Origin of the sequence: Streptomyces sp. Act143 (assembly GCF_003143935.1) — a bacterium.
In the GTDB taxonomy this organism is placed as follows: Bacteria; Actinomycetota; Actinomycetes; order Streptomycetales; family Streptomycetaceae; genus Streptomyces.
On sequence record NZ_QFRX01000001.1, the window covers coordinates 764,499 to 782,433 of the forward strand.

Genomic DNA, 17,935 nt, shown 5'->3' on the forward strand with positions numbered 1-17,935 from the left:
GGCCCTGTCACTCCGCGGCCCGGCGTCCAGTGACAGCCGGCGGGCGCCGGTGTCCGCCGGTGTCCTCGGCGACACACGGCCGACGGGCCGCCGGCAGCGCGCCCGATCCGGCGGCCCACGGGCGCGCCGGGTCTACGCCTCTTCGCCTGTCGCCGGAGTTCGTGCTTTGTCTTCACCTGTCCCCGCCGTCCGCGCCCCTTCTTCCCCCGCGCCCGGCGTCCGCGCGGCACGTGACTTGCTCAGCTGCTTGAGGAGCACCGCCTCCAGCAGGCTGGTGACGCGCAGCGGGGCCAGTCGGCGGGCCCGCCACAGGGTGGTCGTGCCCCGGCCGGGGAAGGCCAGGACGCGCCCCCTGGCCAGGGCGCGTTCGGCGGCGCGCAGCACGACGTCGGGATGGATGCCGGGGGCGTCACTGATGACGTCGGGATGGCTGCGCTGCATCTCGGTGAGCATCGGTGTCTCCACGGCGGGCGGGCAGACGCACACGACCCGGACGCCGCTGCCGGCGCACTCCCGGGCGAGGACCTCGGCCATCGCCACGACGGCGGCCTTGGAGGCGGAGTAGGCCCCCACGGAGGTCATCGGCACCCATCCGGCGATGGACGCCACGATGATCAGGTCGCCGCGCCGCCCGGCGGCCATGCGGGGCACGACCGCGCGGGCCACCTGGACGCTGCCGAGGTAGTTGACGCGCACCAACTGCTCGATGTCGGACAGGGGTTGGTCCAGGAGCCGGCCCACGCGGGCGATGCCGGCGCTGTGCACGACCCGCGTCGGGGTGCCGACGGCGGCCGCCACGTCCTGGAGGGTCCGGTCCAGTGCGGCGGCGTCCGTGACATCGCAGGGGAAGGTGTGCAGGCCCTGGTGGCGGGGCAGGTGCGCGAGTCGCTCGGTGTCGATGTCCACGGCCGCCACCGGGTGGCCGCGCCGGGCGTAGGTGAGGGCGGCGTGTCTGCCGATGCCGCTGGCGGCCCCCGTCACGAGGACGGCGTGCGGGCCGGTGTCCGAAGTGGTGCCGCCCTGCCTGCTTCCGTTCACGTCGGCTCCCGGGGGAAGGGGGTCACGGAGGTCCGGAGGCGACGCACCGCTGCCCCGCAGCAGAATCCACGCCCACGCCTCGGCGGTCAACCGCACCGACACCGCGCCGGGCACCCTTGGCACCGACACCCGCGCAGCGCCCCCACCCTCGTCCCACCGGACCGTGCCGACGGACGCGCCGAGCGGGAGCGGCGCCTCCGCAGGCATCACCATCCCGCCAAGTGCCGGGCGGGGCGGCTCAGTTCGACCTCACCCAGCCCCCGATCCCGACGCGCGGCGGAACGGCGGGGCCGGGATCCCTCGGCGTCACCTCCTTCCGGAGCCGGTTGCGCGGCGGAAGGGCGGGGCCGGGATCGTCCTCGGCGTCACCTCCTCCCGGAGCCGGTTGCGGCCGAGCCGGAGCGTGTGGTGGGACCGCCCTCACGGCGCCTCGGGAAGCCCGGGGCCGGTGCAGCGTACGTCCGTCGTCGGCACCGTGCCGTCGACGAGGTAGGCGGCCGCGGCGCGGTCCACGCAGGCGTTGCCGCGGCTGGCGAAGACGCCGTGCGAGTAGTCGTCGTCGAGGGTGACCAGGCGGGAGCCGGGCAGGACGTGGCGCAGTCGGCGGGCTCCCTCGATGGGGGTGACGGGGTCGTGGGCGGAGGCCACCAGCAGCAGGGGCGGGGCGTCGGGGCTGCCGAGCGGGGTGCGGTGGGCGGGGCGGTGGTGCCAGTAGGCGCAGGCGGACGCCTCCATGCCGGTCAGCACGGGCTGGGGGTCCAGGCCGCGGGTGCGGCGGATGTCCGCGAGGATGCGCCGGGGGGTGGGGCCGGGGCCGTCGGCGCACTTGGTGATGCGGTTGGCGGCCTCGTAGGTGCGTGAGTCGGGGCTGTCGAAGGAAGTTGCGGGCCGGAGGGCGTCGACGGTGCCGGCCCGCAGGTAGGCACGCAGGCCGTCGGCCAGGCCCGCCCAGCGTTCCGTGCGGCCGAGGGCCCGGTACACGGCGCGGTCGAACTCCGCGGGGCCGAAGCCGGCGACCGGGTCGACGGCGAGGCCGTCACGGACATCCAGGTAGGCCTGGCGGACGGCTGGCGCCCGGTCGCCGAGGGCGAAGCGGTCGGCGTGGGCGGCGGTCCAGGCGAAGAAGGTGTCGCGCTGGCGCAGCAGGGCCCGGCTCTGCACGACGTCGAAGTCGTACCAGTCCCAGGGGCCGACGACGCTGTCGAGGACCATGCGGCCGGTGCGCTGCGGGAAGCGGGCGGCGTAGGCGGCGCCGAGGTAGCTGCCGTAGGAGACGCCGAGGAAGTTCGTCGCCGGTTCGCCGAGCGCGGCGCGTATCGCGTCCATGTCCTGGGCGATCTGCTCGGTGGAGAAGTACGCCAGCACGTCGCCCTCGCGCGCCGCGCAGTCGTCGGCCAGGTGGCGCAGGGAGGTGAGGTAGGCCCGTTCCGCGGCCGGTCCGACGGGGACGGGGTCGGCGCCCGGGCTGTCGAAGAGGCCGCCCATGGTGCCGCAGTCGGCGGGGGCGCTGTGGCCGGTGCCGCGCGGGTCGAAGCCGATGACGTCGTACGAACGCCGGACGCTCTCGGGGAGTTTGGCGCGCTTGGTGACGGCGTAGGGCAGGCCGGAGCCGCCCGGGCCGCCGGGGTTGACCAGCAGGACACCGCGGCGCTCGGCCGGGGTCCCGGAGGCGGGGACGCGGGAGATCGCCACCGTGATGCGGGCGTCCTGGGGGTGGTTCCAGTCGAGTGGGACGTCGACGCGGGCGCACTCGACGCGGTCGGGGGCGGCGGGTTCGGGGACGGAGTCGGGGCAGGTGCCGAAGCGCGGGGCCTCCGTGTGAAGGGCGGTTGCGGACTGCGCGGGGGCCGCGGGCAGCAGGGCGGCCACGGCCGTGAGCGTGGCGAGCAGGGTGGTGCGACGAAGCAAGGGGCTCTCCGGGGAGGAGGGGCGGTAAGGGACTGGTAAATGAAAATGATTATCGATAGCTTGTCTGAGCGCAATGCCCGGCCCCTCCCGTCCGAGGGTTTCCCCGGGCTGCCCTGATTGCTGAACCCACCGCACGAAAAGGGGAGTTGTGGCTCATCTGCTAATGGTCGAGAGCTGGGTCGGGTCGATGAGCAGACTGCTGCCGAGGGCCATCCGGGAGGGCGGGCACGAGTTCACCTTCCTCACGCGCGACCTGCACCACTACCTCCGCTCGGCGCCCGAGGGCACCGCCCACCCGCTGCTCGGCGCGCGCAACATCGTCACGGCCGACACCAACGACACCGGCTCCCTGCTGCCCGAGATCGAGCGGCTGCACGCGGTGCTGCGCTTCGACGGCGTCCTCACCTCCTGCGACTACTACCTGCCGGCGGTGGCCCGGATCGCCGGGCAGCTGGGCCTGCCCGGTCCCGGTCCGGAGGCGGTCGAGAACGCCTGCCGCAAGGACGCCACCCGTCGGGTCCTCGCCGACGCGGGGGTGCCCGGGCCGCGCTACGCCGTGCACGAGGAGTGGGCCGATCTCGCGCGGGCGGCGCGGGAGATCGGCTATCCGCTGGTGGTCAAACCCGTCGACCTGTGCGCGGGCATGTTGGTGCGGCGCGTCGACGACGAGGCACAACTGGCCGCCGCTGTGGCCGCGTTAGCCGACTTCCCGGTCAACGCCCGCGGTCAGCGGCGGGATCCGGCGGTTCAGCTGGAGGAACTGCTGGACGGCCCCGAGGTGAGCGTCGAGACCGTTTCGTACGCCGGTGCCGTCCACGTGGTGGGGGTGACCGACAAGAGCATCGGCGGGGCGCCCGCGTTCATCGAGACCGGGCACATGTTCCCGGCCGCCCTGCCGGCCGCCGACACCGAGGCCGCCGAGCACACCGCCCTCGCCGCGCTCAAGGCGCTCGGCCTCACCGACGGGGTCGTGGCGCACACGGAGATCAAGCTGACCTCCGCCGGCCCGCGCGTGGTCGAGGTCAATCCACGGCCCGCCGGGAACCGCATCACCGAGCTGGTCCGTCATGTGACCGGCGTCGACCTGGCCGCCGCCTTCGTGGAGGTCTCCCTCGGCCGAGCGCCCGATCTGCGGGGCGGTGAGACCGGCTTGCGCAGCGCGGCCATCGGGTTCCTGGTACCGGAGCGTCCGGGCACGCTCGAAGCGCTGGGCGGCGCCGAACTCCTGGACGCACCAGGGGTGCTGGAGGTGCAGCTCGCCGAGCCCGGCCGGCCGGTGAAGGCGGCGGGCAGCAACAACGAGTACCTGGGCCACGTCATGGCGGGCGACGCCGACGGCCCCGGCGCCCGCGACCGGGTCGAGACCCTGCTGGGCGAGCTGCGCTCGGGGCTGGTGATCCGATGAGCACGGTCACCGGCACCCTGACGTTCGACGCTCTCCTGGCGCGCGTCCGCGCCGGTGAGCTCGGCCCGGACCCGGCCGCGCAGCGCATCGCCGTGGCCTTCACAACGCGCCAGGCGGTACGGCACGACGGCCGCGGCACCGGCTACCGCAACGAGGTGCTCAGTCTGCGTCTCGGCTCGGCCGTCGGCTCCTGCGCGGTCGAGCCCGGGGCGCTGCCCGACGGGGCGGTGGAGGAGTGCGTGGGCGCCGATGTGGCCACGCTGCTCGCCCATCCGCTGCTGCCGGTGCGGGTGGCCGCGCTGGACGCCTATCTGATGCACGTCACCCCCCACACGCCGGAGCACGGGGCGCGGACCGCCGCGCTGCCCGCCGGGACGTCGCTGGAGAAGTCCCGCGCGCGGGCCAGGGCCGTGATCGGGCTGCTGGATCTGCCCGCGGGCGCGACCGTGCTGGTGGTCGGGGTCGTCAACTCCCTTCTGGAGGAGCTGCGTTCGCGTGGGCTGCGCTATGTGCCCTGCGATCTCAAGGGCGGGCTGACGGAGTGGGGCGAGGCCGTGGTCACCGACGCGCTCGCCGCGGCGGACCGCTGCGACGCGCTGCTGGTGTCGGGGATGACACTCGGCAACGGCACCTTCGATCCGCTGCGCGAGCACGCGCTCGGGCACGGCAAACAGCTGGTGGCGTTCGCGCAGACCGGCAGTGCGGTGCTACCGCGTTTCCTCGGTGACGGGGTGAGCGCGGTGTGCGCCGAGCCGTACCCGTTCTTCTGGCTCGACGGTGGCGCGGGTGTCGTCCACCGCTACGCCTGCGGTCCGGAGGGCGGGCGATGACCACGGCCGTCCGCCCCGTCGCCCGCCCGGAACTGCTCACCCTCCTCGGCCGCACTCCCCTGGTCCGGGTCACCGCCGAACTGCCCGGCCCGCACCCCGGCTTCTGGGCCAAGCTCGAAGGGCTCGCGGCGGGCGGCATGAAGTCCCGGGCCGCCGTGTCGATGCTGCTGGGCGCCCGGCAGCGGGGTGAACTTCGGCCCGGCGCACCGGTGGTGGAGTCCACGTCCGGCACGCTCGGCATCGGGCTCGCCTTCGCGGGCCAGGCCCTCGGCCATCCCGTCGTCCTGGTCGGCGACAGCGAACTGGAGCCGTCCATGCGGCAGTTGCTGCGCTCCCACGGGGTGCGGCTGGAGATCGTCGACCGTCCCGCGCCGCGGGGCGGCTGGCAGGCCGCACGCCTGGCACGGCTGCGGGAACTGCTCGCGCTACTGCCCGGCGCGTACTGGCCGGACCAGTACAACAACCCCGACAACAGCGCCGGTTACGCCTCGCTGGCCGCCGAAGTCATCGACCGGCTCGACCACCTGGACATCCTGGTGTGCAGCGTCGGCACCGGCGGCCACAGCGCCGGGATCATCGGCCCGCTGCGGCGCCGGTGGCCGGCGCTGCGGCTGATCGGCGTCGACTCCACCGGCTCGACCATCTTCGGCCAGCCCGCCCGGCCCCGGCTGATGCGCGGCCTGGGCAGCAGCATCCACCCGCGCAATGTCGCCTACGACGCCTTCGACGAGGTCCACTGGGTCGGCCCCGCCGAGGCCGTCGACAGCTGTCGGCGCCTGGCCCGCGGCAGTTTCGTCAGCGGGGGCTGGAGCACCGGCGCCGCGGCCCGCGTCGCCGCCTGGGCCGCCCGCGTCCATCCCGGCGCGGTCGTCGCCACGGTCTTCCCCGACGGCCCGCACCGCTACCTCGGCACCGTCTACGACGACGGCTTCGCCACCGCCCACGGTCTCGACCCCGCCACGGCCGCCACCCGCCCCGTGGAGATCCCGCATCCGCGCGCGGCCGAGGCCACCGGCTGGGTGCGCTGCACCCGTGTCGCCGATCCCCTGCTCCCGGAAAGGACCCCGTGAAGGCCAGCCTGCGCACCGTACGCCTCGCCCTCGCCGAGCCGCTGCGCATCTCCCGCTCCACCATGTCCGCCCGCGACGCCGTCTGGCTGACCGTCGAGCACGACGGGGTCACCGGCCACGGCGAGGCCGTCACCAGCGTCTACTACGGGCTCGGCACCGCCGCCCTGGAACGGCTCCTCACCGCCGCGGGCACGGCCCTGGCCCGCTTCCCCGATCCCGAGAGCGCCCTGTACGACGGTGAACCGACGGCCGCCGGTACACCCCCGGCCGTGACCGCGGCCGTGGAGGCGGCCCTCCTCGACCTCGTCGGCAAGCGGGCCGGCCGTCCGGTCCACCGGCTGCTCGGCACCGCCGAGCCCCCGGCCGCGGCCACCGCCCGCACCATCGGCATCACCGCACCGGCCGACGCGGCCGCCCAGGCCCGCAGGCTCGCGGCGAGCGGCTTCCAGGTCCTCAAGGTCAAGGCGGGCGCCGTCGACCCGGAGGAGGACGTGGAGCGCGTCCGCGTCATCCGCGACGCCGCTCCCCGGGCCAGGCTGCTCCTCGACCCCAACGGCGCCTGGACGGTGCCCCAGGCCGAGGCGCTGCTCCCCCGGTACGCCGAGATCGGCGTCGAGGCCGTCGAGCAGCCGCTCGCACCGGGCACCCCGGAGGCCCTGGGCGCGCTGGCCGAGCGCTCACCACTGCCGGTCATCGCCGACGAGGACGCCATGGACCTGGAGGACGTGCGCCGCCTGGCCGGACGCGTCCAGGGCGTCAACGTCAAGCTCGCCAAGTGCGGCGGCGCACGGTCCGCCCTGCGCATCGCCTCGTTGCTGCACGGCAGCGGCACCGACCTCATGCTCGGCTGCCTCACCGCCAGCTCCCTCGGTCTCGCGCCCGCCGTGCACCTCGCCGACCGCGCCCGCTGGACCGACCTCGACGGCCACCTGCTGCTCGCCCACGACCCGTGGACCGGCATCGGCGGCCAGGACGGCGTCGTGCGGACAAATGGCCTTCCGGGGCTGGGAGTTGTGGAGGTGGAGGCGTATGAAGACGTGGCGTGAGATGCGCCGCTTCCCCGTCGCCGTCCAGCTCCTGCTGGTCAACCAGCTCGGCGTCAACACCGGCTTCTACCTCCTCATCCCCTACCTCGCCACCCACCTCACCGACAACCTGGGCATGTCGGCGGCGGTCGTCGGGATCGTCCTCGGGGTGCGCAACCTCAGCCAGCAGGGCCTGTTCATCATCGGCGGCTCATCCTCCGACCGGCTCGGCGCGCGCGGCGTCATCATCGCCGGATGCGCCCTGCGGACGGTCGGGTTCGCGCTGTTCGCGCTCGGCGACGACCTGGCCGTACTGCTCGCCGCGTCCGTGCTGAGCGGGCTGGCGGGGGCGCTGTTCAACCCGGCCGTGCGCACCTACATCGCCCAGGAGGCGGACGGGCGCAGGGCGGAGGCCTTCGCGCTGTTCAACGTGTTCGCCACGACCGGTGCGCTGATCGGTCCGCTGCTGGGCAGCGCGCTGCTGCTCGTGGACTTCCGCACCTCCGCGCTCACCGCGGCCGGCATCTTCGCCGTCCTCACCGTCGCGCAGGCCCTGGTGCTGCCCGCCCGGGAGGCCGCGCCCAGCAGGGGCACGGTGCTCGCCGACTGGCGCGAGGTGCTCGGCAATCGCGCGTTCCTCGCCTTCGCGCTCGCCATGGTCGGCATGTTCACCCTGGAGAACCAGCTGTATCTGCTCCTTCCCGACGGCGCCCGGCAGGCCACCGGCTGGGACGGCGCGGCCGGGCTCGTCTTCGTCGTCGGCACCCTCACCAACCTGGCACTCCAACTGCGCATCACCCGGGCCCTCAAACAGCGCGGGAACCGGGCGCGTTGGATCGCCACGGGCCTGGGCCTGATGGCGGTCGCCTTCCTGCCGCCCGCCCTGGCCGTGGACTCCTCCGGCCATCCCGTCCTGCGCGCGCTGCCGGTCCTGGCCGGCGCCCTGCTGCTCTACCTCGGGGTGATGGTCGCCCAGCCGTTCGTCATGGAACTGATCCCCGGCTTCGGCCGCAGTGAGCTGACCGGCACCTACTTCGGCATCTTCTACGTGGTGTCCGGCATCGCCGCCGCCGTCGGCAACACCGTCGTGGGCTGGGCCATGGACGCCGGGGAGCGCGCCGACGCCGGCTGGCTGCCCTGGGCGTGCTGCGCCCTGTTCGGGCTGGCCTCGGCGCTGGGAGTGGCCTGGCTGCACCGGACGGGCTCACTGCCGACGCCGTCGCGACCCGCCGTACCGGCGACGGTCTGAGGAGGAACCGGATGACTGGTCCGCGCAACCTCCTCACCGACCACCCCGAGCTGTACGAGGCCCGCTTCCCCGACCCCGACCGGCTGGCCGGACGCTGGACGGAGGACTGCCTGCGCCGGCACGGCGCCGGACCGCGCGTCCTCGACATGGGCTGCGGCACCGGCCGCGACGCCGCGTACCTGCACGGCGTGGGCCGCACGGTCACCGGCGCCGACCTGTCGGAGGCGATGCTCGCCCATGCCCGCACTCACCACCCCGGGCCCGAGTACGTCCACGCCGACCTGCACGGGTTCGACGTGGGCCGGTTCGACGCCGTGGTGTGCCTGGACAGCGCGCTGCTGTACTGCCATACCAACACCCAGCTCGACGCGTTCCTCACCTCCTGTCGCCGGGCCCTGTCATCCGGTGGACTGCTCGTCGCGGAGCTGCGCAACGGCGCGTACTTCCTCGGCCGCACCGACCTGCTGGACCGGCCCACCGCCAACTCCTTCATCTGGCAGGGCACCGTCCACCGTTCCACGACCACGCTCACGCTGGACCGCACGGCTCAACTCCTGCGCCGCACCCGCGTATGGACCGCGGACGACGGCTCGCAGCCGGTCGAGCAGCGCTCGGCGTGGCGGCTGCTGTTCCCGCAGGAGCTGCGGCACCTGCTGGCCGCGCACGGCTTCGAGGTCCTGGAACTCCACGACGGCCCCGGCCCGCGCACCGAACCCCCGTGGCAGGACGGCCGGTTGCCCGGCGACACGGCGGACGCGGACCGGCTGCATGTCGTCGCGCGCCTCAATTTCCCTGTCTGATCCCATCCTTCAAGGACCATCCATGTACGACGAACGTCATCCCGGCCTGCGTCGCCGCGGTTTCCTCGCCGCCACCTCGCTCGGCGCGCTCGCCCTCACCACCGGGTGCGGCAACAGCGGCGACAGCGGCGACAGCGACACGAAGAGCCACGGTGCTCCGCGGCGCGGCGGGCGGCTGCGTGCCGCCTTCGCGGGCGGCGGCGCGAGCGAGACCCTCGATCCGCACCTGGCCAACCTCTTCGCCGACGTGGCCCGCGCCAAGGCGCTGTACGACAAACTCGCCGACTACGGTGCCGACCTCTCGGCACAGCCCCGGCTGGCCGGCAAATGGGAGTCCAACAAGACCCTCGACCGCTGGCAGGTCACCCTGCGCGAGGCCACCTTCCACGACGGCAGGCCGGTCACCGCCGCGGACGTCCTGTACAGCTACCGCCGGATCGCCGACCCCGAGAAGGCGTTCCGCGCCAAGGCGTCCCTGGAGCCCATCGACCTGGCCGCCAGCCGCGCCACCGGGCAGCGGTCGATCGAGTTCGTGCTCAAGCGCCCCACGGCCGAATTCCCCAACGTGCTCGCCGCGTTCGGGGCGTACATCGTCCCGGACAAGGCGACCTCCTTCGACGACAGGCCGATCGGCTCCGGCCCCTTCCGGTTCGTGTCCTTCGCCCCCGGCCGCTCCGCCGTCTTCCGCCGGTACGACGACTACTGGGAGGGCGCCCCGCACCTGGACGAGCTCGAGTTCGTGGTCGCCAACGAGGAGTCGGCCCGCGTCAACGCCCTGCTCGGCGGACAGGTCGAGTACGCGCACGAGCTCAACCCGACCACCGCCCGCGCCCACGAGGGCAGGGGCCGGATCGAGATCGTGCGGCTGCGCAACAGCGCGATGCAGGCCTTCTGCATGAAGACGGACCGGCCGCCGTTCGACGACCCCAGGGTGCGGCAGGCGTTCTTCCTCATCGCCGACCGCAAGGAACTCGTCGACGGGGCCCTGTCCGGGGCGGGGGTCGTCGGCAACGACCTGTTCGGCAAGGGGTACGAGTACTACGCCGCCTCCCTCCCGCAGCGCGAGCAGGACCTCGCCAGGGCCCGTGCCCTGCTCAAGCAGGCCGGAGCGGAGAACCTGAAGGTCACCCTGGACACCTCGGCGGTCGCCGCCGGGTTCACCGAGGCCGCGAGCATCTTCCGCGACCAGGCCGCCCGGGCCGGCGTCACGATCGACGTGAAGATGGGCAGCAAGGACTCCTACTGGGCCGACATCCTGAACAACGGCACCCTGTGCTGCTACCGCTCCGGCGCCATGCCCATCGAGGCCCACATCTCCCAGCGGCTGCTCACCGGCTCCACCACCAATGCCACCAAGTGGCAGCACAAGGACTTCGACGCCCTCTACGAGCAGGCCCAGTCCACCCGCGACGAGACGGCGCGGGCCGCCGTCTTCGACCGGATGCAGCGCCGCCTCCACGCCGAGGGCGGCTTCCTGGTCTGGGGGTTCGCCGACTGGATTCTCGGAACGGCTCGCTCGGTGCGCGGAGTCGAGACCGAGGCACCCGCCAACACGCTGGACTGGGCGCGCTTCGACAAGGTCTGGCTGGCGTGAGCGGACTGCGTTCCTTCGTCGCCCGGCGGCTGCTCCTCGGGGTCGCGCAGACCGTGGCCGTCGTGCTGCTGGTCTTCGCGCTCACCGAGGCGCTGCCGGGCGACGCGGCCGTGGCCCTGGCCGGCGACCAGCCCGATCCGGCGCGGATCGCCGCGATCCGCGAGACCATGCGCCTCGACGAGCCCGCCCACGAACGGCTGGCCGGCTGGGCGGCGGGTCTGCTCCACGGCGACCTCGGCACCTCGCTGGTCTCCGGCCGCCCGGTCGGCCAGTACATCGCCGACGGTTTCGGCCCTACCCTGCTGCTGGCCGCGCTCACCCTGGCACTGCTCGTGCCCCTCGGGTTCGGCCTCGGCGTGTTCGCCGCCCGCCACGAGGGCCGCCTGGCCGACCGGTTGATCAGCTCGGTGACGCTCGCGGTGTACGCGGTGCCCGAGTTCGCCCTCGGGGTGCTGCTGGTGACCGTCCTGGCGCTGCAACTGGCGTGGCTGCCGCCGACCGCCGTCGGCTACGGCACGGACCTGATCGGCCATCCGGCCGCGCTCGTCCTGCCGGTGCTGGTACTGCTGGCGCGGCCGGTGTGCTCGCTGTCCCGCCTGGTCCGCGCGGGCATGATCGACGCCCTCGCCTCGCCCTACGTCGCGCACGCCCGCCGCTACGGGATACCGGGTTCCCGCGTCCGCTACGCCCACGCCCTGCCCAACGCCCTCGCCCCCGCCGCCCAGCAACTCGCCCGGACCGTCGACTGGCTGCTGTGCGGTGTCATCGTCGTGGAGGCGCTGTACGTGATCCCGGGCCTCGGCACCGTGCTGCTCGACGCCGTCGCCGAACGCGACGTGCCGGTGGTCCAGGGGCTCGCCGTGGTGTTCGGCGTCCTGACCGTCGTGCTGAATCTCGGCGCCGACCTCGTGGCCCACCGGCTGGCTCCCCGGGCGGGGGTGGTCGCATGAGCAAGGTGCGCACGGGGCGCTTCGCGGCCGGGGTCGCGATCATCGCCGTACCGCTGCTGATCGCGTTGCTGGGGCCGGTGTTCGCGGGTCGGCCGGGGCCGCGGGCAGCGTCGTTCACGCTGGGCGGCGGTCACTGGCTCGGTACCGACTTCGTGGGCCGGGACGTGTGGCGGCAGGTGCTGCACGGGGGCCGACCGGTCGTACTGACCGCGCTGGCCGCGACCGCGCTGTCCTACCTCGTGGCGCTCCCCGTCGGTCTGGCCGCGGCGCTGACCCGGCGGCGCCGGCTGGAGGAGTTGCTGATGCGGCCCCTGGACGTGCTGCTCGCGGTGCCGTCCCTGCTGCTGATCCTGCTGGCCGCGACCGTGTTCGCGCCGGGCGCCGTCGGGCTTGCGCTGCTGGTGGCGCTCGTCAACGTGCCCGATGCGGCGCGCCTGGTGCGGGCCGCCGCGGCGGAGGCCGCCGCCCGGCCCGCGGTCGAGGCGCTGCGCATGCAGGGCGAGACCTGGTGGCGGATGGCCGTCGGCTATGTCGGCCGGTCCATCCTGCGCACCCTGGCCGCCGACGCCGGAACCCGGCTGACCGGTGTGCTGTACCTGGTCGCCACCGCCGCGTTCCTCGGCGTGGGGGTGGCCCCGGACGCCGCCGACTGGGCCGTCATGGTCGACCGCAACCGTACGGGCCTGTTCGTCCAGCCGTGGGCCGTCGTCGTCCCCGCCCTGCTGATCGTCGCGCTGACGACGGGCACCAATCTGCTCTTCGACGCGGCGCTCGGGGGCGACCGAGCCGGCGGCCCGGACAAGCCCCTGCTGCGGGCGGGAAGTGAAGCACGCGCGTGAACCACACGGAAGACAACACCCGTCCGGCCGGGGAGCCCTTGGCCGAACTGTGCGGCCTGCGGGTCGAGGTGGACGGCAGGGCGATCGTCGACGGAGTGCGCCTCAGGGCGCTGCCCGGCCAGGTCACGGCCCTGGTCGGTGCGTCCGGCAGCGGCAAGACCACCACCGGCCTCGCCCTGCTCGGCGAGTTCCCGCGCGGCGCCCGTGTCACCGGTGAGGTGCGCCGGGCCGCCGACGGTCCGGTGGGCTACGTCCCGCAACACCCCGCGGCCGTGCTCAACCCCGCCCGCCGGATCTCCGCGCTCCTCACCGACATCGCCCGCGCCCAGGTGACCGAGCTGCCGCGCGCGCGGCGCCGGGCGGCGGCCCGCGAACGCGTCCTGCACGCCCTGACCCAGGCCCAACTACCGGACGCAGAAACGCTGTTGGGACGTCATCCCCACCAGCTCTCCGGGGGGCAGCAGCAGCGCGTCGTCCTCGCGCAGGCGCTGCTGCTGGGCGCCCGGGTGGTCGTCGCGGACGAACCCACCACCGGACAGGACGCCCTGACCAAGAGCCGGGTCGTCGAGCAGTTGGCGGCCCTCGCCGCCCGCGGCATCGCCGTCGTCCTGCTCAGCCATGACCTCGACGTCGTCAGGGCCCTCGCGGACGAGGTGATCGTCATGCGCGCGGGCCGGGTCGTGGAATCGGGGCCGCCGCAACGCCTGTGGACGGCACCCCGGCATCCATGGACGCGGGAACTGCTCACCGAACAGCCGTGGTGCACGGCGGCCGAGTCCTCCTCCGGGCGCCCCGTCCTGCAGATCCGTGACCTCGTCGCCCGCCACCGCGACACCGCCGCGCGCGGCAGGACCGAGGTGCTGCGCGCACCCCGGCTGGACCTGCACCGGGGCGAATGCCTGGCCGTCGTCGGCCGCTCCGGCAGCGGCAAGACGACCCTCGCCCGCTGTCTGGCCGGGCTGCACCGCGACCACGACGGTGACGTCCTCCTCGACGGCATCCCGCTGCCGCGCAGCCTGCGCGCCCGCAGCCGCGCGCAGCTGGCGGCCGTCCAGTACGTCTTCCAGGACGCGCGCGCCGCCTTCGACGAGCATCGGCCGGTGCTGCACCAGGTCGCCCGCACCGCGGTCCGGCTGCGCGGCACCGACCCGGACGCCGCGACGCACGAAGCCCTCACCACGCTGGCCGGCCTCGGGCTGGAGGAGGACCTCGCCCGGCGGCGCCCGGGGCGGCTGTCCGGCGGTGAACTGCAGCGCGCCGCCCTCGCCCGTGCCCTGCTGGCCCGCCCCCGCGTCCTCGTCTGCGACGAGATCACCTCCGGCCTGGACACCGTCACCCGGCGCGGCATTCTCGACCTGCTCACCATGCTGCTCGCCGAGCGCGGGGAGGACCTGTCCCTCGTCCTGATCACCCATGACCTGGAGACCGCCGCCATCGCCCACCGCATCGCCGTGCTGGACGCGGGCGCCGTCGTCGAACAGGGGCCGGCCCGGCGCGTCCTCACCGACCCGCGCCATCCGTTCACCAGGTCGCTCATGGGCAGTACGTCTCGTCGACCGGCCGCACAGGAGTCGCCGACCGTCCAGGACAGCGACCGGCCTACAGGCGTCCCACCGTCGCAGCGGCAGGCACCGCCGGCGAGAAGAACACCATGACCGAGCAGAAGACCGCCGCTCCGCAGGGCTGCACCAGCGTCGCCCCGTGGGTCGTCACCGACGGCACAGGCGCCTTCCTCGACTTCGTCGCCCAGGCGTCCGGCGGTGCGGAGCTCGCACGGGTGGCGACCGAGGACGGTCTGATCGGACACGGTGAGATCTCGGCGACATCTGGTGGGTGGTCAGCCAGATGGAGGACGTACCCGAGGACGAGATGTGGGAGCGGTGGCGGCGGCCGGTGTACGCCGAGGCGATGCGCGTGGCCCAGGAGACGCTGGACGCCGAGCTCGGCGGACGGCGCGAAGGACGCAGCAGCGCGCCCGTCACGGACAGGGACTGGCCTGGCCTGCCTCCGAGCCCGGGAGGAGGTGTTCTACGGCGTGTCGCTCGCTTGGGGCACCGCGGCCCGGATCTCGCGCAGAAGCGTCTCGTAATGCTCGCCGTAGGTGACCACGCCCGCGTACACCGCGTCGAGCGCGGCCCGCAGCGGGTCCGCCTCGGCCGCTCCGGTCACGGCCGGAAGCGCCATGTGCGGCTGGGACACCCGCAGGGACGGATCGGGGGCGCCGAACGTGACCGCCATGGTGGACGAGCCGGCCCAGGAAACCCGCCCGGGCTCCCGCGGCGGGCTCGACGACTCCGCAGCGGCAGCCGCGGGACCGACCAGCTGAGGGGTCTCCGCCGCTGACACCCCGGCCCGTGGCGCTGACGGCTGGAACGGGGGCCGCTCGGGCGGGACGGCCTGCCCCACGGTCCCGGCGGGGGCGTGCGGGTCGGCGGCCAGGGTCTGCCACATCTCGGTCCAGTCATCGAACGGCGGCGGCAGCGGACACCCCTGCGCCAGCGCGGTGAGACCGTCGGCAACCCAGTCGAGGGCGGTGAGACCGGACTGCTCGCACGCCCGGCGGGCCGCCAGCAAGGCCACCGCGCGCTGCACTTCGGGTCCGGCGGCGTCGATGGCGTGGACCAGGGGCGGGTCGAAGGGCAGCAGACCACGGACGTTGCCGCGGACCTCGCGCAGCGCCTGGCTGGGCGACTGCCCGCCCCACTCCCAGCGTTCCAGGGCCTGCTGGTGCTCCCGCTCGGCCTGCTCCAGTGCGAGCCGCTCACGGCGCTCGGCCTCGGCCCGCTCCTCGGGGGTCGGCGGCGGCGGTTGCTCGCGGGCGTAGGAATGCCAGTAGGCGGCGGTCCGCGACGTCTCCTTGACGACGCGGTCGGCCTGCGGCGGGGCAGGCCAGAACTGAAGCAGATAGCAGTCCAGTTGTGGTTCGGAGCCCAACCGGGTGTCCTCCTCGCGCGCCCGGTCCATGCCCTTGGCGCAATAGCGCACCCGGTAGTCCATCTCCGCCAGGTCCAGGTCCCACGCGGCCTCCCACGCCCACTGCACCAGCCGGCTCTCCGCGGAGGCGGGGCGGAAGGACACCTCCACCACGTCCTCCCACTGCGGGTCCAGGGGCGGGGGTTCCTCATGGATCTCGACGGTGAAGCCGACGTCGCCCGTGTGCAGACCGGTCGACAGCCACAGGGCGCCCGGTACGGCCGCGCCGCACATCCCGGCGCTCTGTCCGGCGAAGGACTCGGCGAGATCCGGGCCGTGACTGTCCGGGTCGCTCTCGACGTAGATCTGCCCGTAATGGACGTGCACTTCGCCCTCGACCGGCCTGCGCATCGCTGCCTCCCCTGGGATGTGCTCGTCACCCTAATGACGGCCACTGACAGCGGCGGGAGGCGTTGCGTTCCCTGGTGCCCAGGCACAGCACCCTGAAGTGCATCACCCACCACCCGCCGGGGTGCGGGAACCGCCGGCCCCTCTTGCGCATACGGTGAGCACAGCTTCGTGACGTGCGCGAGAAGGAGACAGGATGAGCGGGCGGCGGCCTACCGGGTCCGGCGGGTTCGTGAAGGTGTGCGGACTGACCCGGGAGGAGCACATCGACTGGGCCATCGAGCTGGGCTACGACGCCATCGGGATCGTGGTGACCCCCAAGAGCAAGCGGTACTGCCCGCCCGAGCGAGCCGTGGCGCTCGCCGCCCACGCGCACGGGCGGATTCCGGCGTTCGCCGTCGCCCTGGCCCATGCCGAGACCCAGGACGTCGCCGAGCACTTCGACACGATCCAGGTCTACGAGATGGCCGACATCCCGAATCTCGCCCTCGCGTCCGGCACCCCGCCCGAGCACCCGGACGCCCTTCAGTACTTCTTCTACGACGCCAGCACGGGCAGCGGGGTCTTCGCGGACATCCCCGAGTGGGTCCGTGACGTGCCCGGACGGGTCGTGATCGCCGGCGGGCTGGACGAGCACAATGTGGCGGGCGTGATCGACGCCTACGCCCCGTTCGGGGTGGACGTCTCCAGCAGCGTCGAGACCGCGCCGGGGATCAAGAGCCGGGAGAAGATGGCCGCGTTCATCGCCGCGGCCCGCTCGCGCTGACCCGCCGCGGAGCGAGCCGGGCCCGCCCGTTCACCGCAGCAGGGCGAGCAGCGGTGCCGCGGGGAGCGGATGCCGGGTGTCCCCGTGCGGGCCCGTGGTCGTGGTGGCGGTCAGCAGGGAGTTGAGGACGGCCTCCTCCACGGCGTCGAGCACGGCGACGAAGAGGGGGTCGAGCCGGTCGTCCGACAGCACGGCCGGTCCGGCGGGCTGCCCCAGGGGACGGGTGCCGAGGGCGAGCCCGTAGTCGCCGCTGCCGTGGCCGTACCCGGCACCGACCCGGGCCAGCGCGTAGACGGACCGCCGTGCCAGCCGGGTCAGCTGACGGGCGTCCAGTGGAGCGTCGGTGGCGGTCACGACCATGCAGGAACCACGGTCGGGACCGGTCTCCGGCGCGGGCAGACCGACGTCGGCGGGCGTGACCGTACGTCCCGAAACCCGCAGCGTGCCGCCGAAGTTGGCCTGCACCAGCACCCCCACCGTCACCTCCCGGCCCGCCACCGGCACCCGCCGGGACGAGGTGCCCACACCGGCCTTGAAGCCGAGCGCGGTGGTCCCCGTGCCCGCCCCCACACACCCCTCGGCCACCGGTCCGCCGGACGCGGTCTCCAGGGCGGCATGGACGTGTTCCGCACGGACGGGTCGCGCCCGGATGTCGGACAGCAGCCCGTCGTTGCACTCCCCCACGACCGGATTCAGGCTCCGCACATCTTCGTTGCCCGGCCGCTCCAGCAGCCAGCCGACCAGCGCGTCGGCGACCCGGAACGCGGAGAGGGTGGAGGTGAGCAGCACCGGCGTCTCCACGGCGCCGAGTTCGGCCAGCTGCGTGGCGCCCAGCAGCTTGCCGTACCCGTTGCCCGCGAACACCCCGGCCGGCAGCGGACGTGCGGGGCTCACCCCGTCGGGCACGATCGCGGTGACGCCGCTGTGCACCCGCGGCGCGTCGACCAGCGTGGCGTGCCCGACGCGCATGCCCGGCACGTCGGTGAGCGCGTTGTGGGCACCCGTGGGCAGGTCCCCGACGCCCAGGCCGAGGTCCCGGGCCCGCGGGCGGCCGGCGGAGCAGGGCGGGCGGGGAGCCGTGGCGTTCATGATCGGCACCCTACGCGAGCGCGGTTCCCCACCTCGCCGGACGGCCGTGGC

General features: G+C 74.1%; 15 protein-coding genes and 1 pseudogene. 12 read left to right on the top strand and 4 right to left on the bottom strand.

What is annotated here, in order from left to right; translation table 11 throughout:
- Window positions 1–132: 132 nt before the first annotated feature.
- Together DI272_RS03340 and DI272_RS03345 are read right to left on the bottom strand one after the other, a co-directional pair.
- The gene (locus tag DI272_RS03340) at window positions 133–1,038 is read right to left on the bottom strand and encodes an SDR family oxidoreductase (RefSeq protein ID WP_146238309.1); all 906 of its coding nucleotides are present in this window, start codon (window positions 1,036–1,038) and stop codon (window positions 133–135) included.
- A 420-nt stretch (window positions 1,039–1,458) separates the two neighbouring features.
- Window positions 1,459–2,946 (bottom strand): alpha/beta hydrolase, encoded by a 1,488-nt coding sequence (locus DI272_RS03345; protein WP_109493629.1) that lies wholly within the window; start codon window positions 2,944–2,946, stop codon window positions 1,459–1,461.
- A gap of 148 nt (window positions 2,947–3,094) precedes the next feature.
- On the opposite strand from DI272_RS03345, the gene DI272_RS03350 reads away from it, so the two are divergent.
- From DI272_RS03350 to DI272_RS45090, 11 genes and pseudogenes are all read left to right on the top strand, one after another.
- Window positions 3,095–4,351 (top strand): ATP-grasp domain-containing protein, encoded by a 1,257-nt coding sequence (locus tag DI272_RS03350; RefSeq protein ID WP_181387073.1) that lies wholly within the window; start codon window positions 3,095–3,097, stop codon window positions 4,349–4,351.
- Window positions 4,348–5,181, top strand: coding sequence for a Rossmann-like domain-containing protein (locus tag DI272_RS03355; RefSeq protein ID WP_109493631.1), 834 nt, complete (start codon window positions 4,348–4,350; stop codon window positions 5,179–5,181). The genes DI272_RS03350 and DI272_RS03355 overlap by 4 nt, the downstream gene beginning before the upstream one ends.
- Window positions 5,178–6,251, top strand: a complete 1,074-nt coding sequence (locus DI272_RS03360) for a PLP-dependent cysteine synthase family protein (RefSeq protein WP_109493632.1) — start codon at window positions 5,178–5,180, stop codon at window positions 6,249–6,251. The genes DI272_RS03355 and DI272_RS03360 overlap by 4 nt, the downstream gene beginning before the upstream one ends.
- Window positions 6,248–7,297, top strand: coding sequence for a dipeptide epimerase (locus DI272_RS03365; protein ID WP_109493633.1), 1,050 nt, complete (start codon window positions 6,248–6,250; stop codon window positions 7,295–7,297). Before DI272_RS03360 ends, DI272_RS03365 begins: the two co-directional genes overlap by 4 nt.
- Window positions 7,281–8,525, top strand: a complete 1,245-nt coding sequence (locus DI272_RS03370; RefSeq protein ID WP_109493634.1) for an MFS transporter — start codon at window positions 7,281–7,283, stop codon at window positions 8,523–8,525. Before DI272_RS03365 ends, DI272_RS03370 begins: the two co-directional genes overlap by 17 nt.
- Before the next feature lie 11 nt (window positions 8,526–8,536).
- Window positions 8,537–9,325 carry a class I SAM-dependent methyltransferase gene (locus DI272_RS03375; RefSeq protein WP_109493635.1) on the top strand — a complete coding sequence of 263 codons (789 nt, stop codon included), beginning with the start codon at window positions 8,537–8,539 and terminating at the stop codon, window positions 9,323–9,325.
- Between the two features lie 22 nt (window positions 9,326–9,347).
- The gene (locus tag DI272_RS03380; RefSeq protein WP_109493636.1) at window positions 9,348–10,919 is read left to right on the top strand and encodes an ABC transporter substrate-binding protein; all 1,572 of its coding nucleotides are present in this window, start codon (window positions 9,348–9,350) and stop codon (window positions 10,917–10,919) included.
- Window positions 10,916–11,869 carry an ABC transporter permease gene (locus tag DI272_RS03385; protein ID WP_109493637.1) on the top strand — a complete coding sequence of 318 codons (954 nt, stop codon included), beginning with the start codon at window positions 10,916–10,918 and terminating at the stop codon, window positions 11,867–11,869. The genes DI272_RS03380 and DI272_RS03385 overlap by 4 nt, the downstream gene beginning before the upstream one ends.
- Window positions 11,866–12,708 carry an ABC transporter permease gene (locus tag DI272_RS03390; RefSeq protein ID WP_109493638.1) on the top strand — a complete coding sequence of 281 codons (843 nt, stop codon included), beginning with the start codon at window positions 11,866–11,868 and terminating at the stop codon, window positions 12,706–12,708. Before DI272_RS03385 ends, DI272_RS03390 begins: the two co-directional genes overlap by 4 nt.
- A complete protein-coding gene (locus DI272_RS03395; protein WP_109493639.1) occupies window positions 12,705–14,363 on the top strand; it encodes an ABC transporter ATP-binding protein in 1,659 nt (552 codons plus the stop codon). Before DI272_RS03390 ends, DI272_RS03395 begins: the two co-directional genes overlap by 4 nt.
- Window positions 14,360–14,688, top strand: a pseudogene (locus DI272_RS45090) (VOC family protein); the annotation flags it as partial. The gene DI272_RS03395 and the pseudogene DI272_RS45090, both read left to right, overlap by 4 nt.
- 48 nt (window positions 14,689–14,736) lie before the next feature.
- On the opposite strand, the gene DI272_RS03405 reads toward DI272_RS45090, so the two are convergent.
- A complete protein-coding gene (locus tag DI272_RS03405) occupies window positions 14,737–16,032 on the bottom strand; it encodes a hypothetical protein (protein WP_109493640.1) in 1,296 nt (431 codons plus the stop codon).
- 193 nt (window positions 16,033–16,225) lie between these two features.
- Between DI272_RS03405 and DI272_RS03410 the strand changes: the two genes are divergently transcribed.
- Entirely contained in the window at window positions 16,226–16,795 is a 570-nt protein-coding gene (locus DI272_RS03410; protein WP_109493641.1) for a hypothetical protein, read from the top strand.
- A gap of 30 nt (window positions 16,796–16,825) precedes the next feature.
- Here DI272_RS03410 and DI272_RS03415 read toward each other — a convergent pair whose 3' ends face one another.
- Window positions 16,826–17,884, bottom strand: coding sequence for a P1 family peptidase (locus DI272_RS03415; RefSeq protein ID WP_109500661.1), 1,059 nt, complete (start codon window positions 17,882–17,884; stop codon window positions 16,826–16,828).
- Window positions 17,885–17,935 lie beyond the last annotated feature (51 nt).

Coding starts and splice junctions, on each gene's coding strand:
- DI272_RS03355 (WP_109493631.1), top strand. CDS start 4,348: ATGAGCACGGTCACCGGCACCCTGACGTTCGACGCTCTCCTGGCGCGC.
- DI272_RS03360 (WP_109493632.1), top strand. CDS start 5,178: ATGACCACGGCCGTCCGCCCCGTCGCCCGCCCGGAACTGCTCACCCTC.
- DI272_RS03370 (WP_109493634.1), top strand. CDS start 7,281: ATGAAGACGTGGCGTGAGATGCGCCGCTTCCCCGTCGCCGTCCAGCTC.
- DI272_RS03375 (WP_109493635.1), top strand. CDS start 8,537: ATGACTGGTCCGCGCAACCTCCTCACCGACCACCCCGAGCTGTACGAG.
- DI272_RS03380 (WP_109493636.1), top strand. CDS start 9,348: ATGTACGACGAACGTCATCCCGGCCTGCGTCGCCGCGGTTTCCTCGCC.
- DI272_RS03390 (WP_109493638.1), top strand. CDS start 11,866: ATGAGCAAGGTGCGCACGGGGCGCTTCGCGGCCGGGGTCGCGATCATC.
- DI272_RS03405 (WP_109493640.1), bottom strand. CDS start 16,032: ATGCGCAGGCCGGTCGAGGGCGAAGTGCACGTCCATTACGGGCAGATC.
- DI272_RS03410 (WP_109493641.1), top strand. CDS start 16,226: ATGAGCGGGCGGCGGCCTACCGGGTCCGGCGGGTTCGTGAAGGTGTGC.
- DI272_RS03415 (WP_109500661.1), bottom strand. CDS start 17,884: ATGAACGCCACGGCTCCCCGCCCGCCCTGCTCCGCCGGCCGCCCGCGG.